The sequence below is a fragment of the Roseibium sp. MMSF_3544 genome (assembly GCF_030732845.1).
Classification (GTDB): Bacteria; Pseudomonadota; Alphaproteobacteria; order Rhizobiales; family Stappiaceae; genus Roseibium.
In genome coordinates this window covers 1-1,853 of sequence record NZ_JASHKA010000059.1, presented here as the reverse complement: position 1 = coordinate 1,853, position 1,853 = coordinate 1, and the positions used below count along the sequence as shown (strand labels likewise).

The 1,853-nt window shown below is 61.0% G+C and carries 2 protein-coding genes and 1 tRNA gene; all 3 read left to right on the top strand.

The window, feature by feature from the left end; all coding sequences use genetic code 11:
• A partial coding sequence (locus tag RBB47_RS30950; RefSeq protein WP_305989790.1) for a hypothetical protein occupies nucleotides 1–285 on the top strand: 285 nt, incomplete at its 5' end.
• A gap of 114 nt (nucleotides 286–399) precedes the next feature.
• Nucleotides 400–1,578: a tRNA 2-thiouridine(34) synthase MnmA gene (gene mnmA / locus RBB47_RS30945; RefSeq protein ID WP_305989789.1), complete on the top strand. Its 1,179-nt coding sequence runs from the start codon at nucleotides 400–402 to the stop codon at nucleotides 1,576–1,578.
• A 113-nt stretch (nucleotides 1,579–1,691) separates the two neighbouring features.
• A tRNA-Met gene (locus tag RBB47_RS30940) sits at nucleotides 1,692–1,768 on the top strand.
• Nucleotides 1,769–1,853 lie beyond the last annotated feature (85 nt).

The window sequence follows — 1,853 nt, the reverse complement described above, 5'->3', positions numbered from 1 at the left end:
CCCGCCCCGGCAGCAGGTGCCCCGGCAGAAACATCGGTGATCAGTCCAAATGGCAGCAAACTTGCCCCCGAAGGTTACGCCCGTCGCCCGGGCACATTTCGTCGCAAAAGAGAAAGCAAGCTTCGGGCCAGATTCACATTCGCCCACAACACACTGAAATATAATGATTTTACCCAAATCACTTTATCCCCGAACTCCTCTTCGGGCGGCAAGCTTTGCCGGTCAGGCAAAGCATGCCTGCCCCGCATGCGTGACGATTGGCTTCTTGAGGACATATCTGTATAGTGCCGCCGACTTTGAAATGCCCCGGAGTTGGCGCGCCGCTTGAGAGTGGCCGTAAGAAGCTGGACCGATGCCGGTCCGCCGCCAGACGGGAAAGATCTCTGGAAGTGCTTTGGAATGGGAAACAGTCTTGATCTGCCCGGTCGCCCGGAAGATACGCGCGTCGTCGTTGCCATGTCCGGCGGCGTCGACAGCTCGGTCGTAGCGGCCATGATGAAGGCGGAAGGGTATGACGTCATCGGCGTCACACTGCAGCTCTACGATCACGGCGCGGCCGTTGCCAAGTCCAAGTCCTGCTGCGCGGGCGTCGACATCCACGACGCGCGCCGTGCGGCGGAAATGATCGGCATCCCGCACTATGTGTTGGACTATGAAAGCCGGTTCAAGGAACAGGTCATGGACCGCTTCGCCGACAGCTATATTGCCGGCGAGACGCCGATCCCGTGCGTGTCCTGCAACCAGACCGTCAAGTTCACCGACCTTCTGAAGACGGCGCGGAATCTCGGCGCCGATGCGCTTGCGACCGGCCACTATGTCCGCTCGGCCCAGAAGGGCAACAAGCGTGCGCTTTACCGGCCGGCGGACCTGGATCGGGATCAGAGTTACTTCCTGTTTGCGACCACGCAGGATCAGCTCGATTTCATCCGGTTTCCTTTGGGTGGCATGCCCAAGGCGAAGGTGCGCGAGCTCGCAGCCGAATTCGGACTTTCCGTTGCCAACAAGCCGGACAGCCAGGACATCTGTTTTGTCCCCAATGGTGACTATGCCGAGGTGATCCGCAAGCTGCGGCCCAATGCGGCCGAGCCGGGCGAGATTGTGCATATGGACGGACGGGTCCTTGGCCGCCACGAAGGCATCATCCATTTCACCATTGGTCAGCGCCGCGGCATCGGCGTTGCAACCGGTGAGCCGCTTTATGTGGTGCGTCTGGATGCGGACGAGCGCCGTGTGATCGTCGGACCGCGCGAGGCGCTGGCGACCAGGACCATCCTACTTCGGGAAATGAACTGGATCGGCGACCAGCCGCTCGACGAGGGCGATGAGGTTGAGCTTTTCGCCAAGGTGCGCTCCACCCGTCCACCGGCACCGGCCACCTTGCGGATCCTCAACGGCAAGGGCTTTGTCGACCTTGCCAACGGCGAGACCGGGGTGGCGCCAGGACAGGCCTGCGTCTTCTTCGACAGCGACGACGAAACGGCCCGCGTTCTGGGCGGCGGCTGGATCCACAAGACGGAAAGATCCGGCACCTGGACGGTCGATTTTCCACAGAGCCAGGCGCCGGTTTCGGCGGCTTGAAGGCAAGGCAAAAAGTTTGCGGACGGGCGCACATTCTGCGCTTGACGCCCGCCCGCAGCCTCACTATAAGCACCCCACGTCGCGCGGGCCTTTTGATGATCGCGCTCATGGATGGCGGAGTAGCTCAGCTGGTTAGAGCAGCGGAATCATAATCCGCGTGTCGGGGGTTCAAGTCCCTCCTCCGCTACCAATTTCAGCCATGTCCAGCCCGGAGACATAGGTAACGTTTTGTACCGGAGACATGGGTTACAACCTCGTGTCGAACGGGTTGTCGA

Excerpts from the sequence above, each read along its gene's own strand:
- mnmA (WP_305989789.1), top strand. The coding sequence starts at position 400 with ATGGGAAACAGTCTTGATCTGCCCGGTCGCCCGGAAGATACGCGCGTC.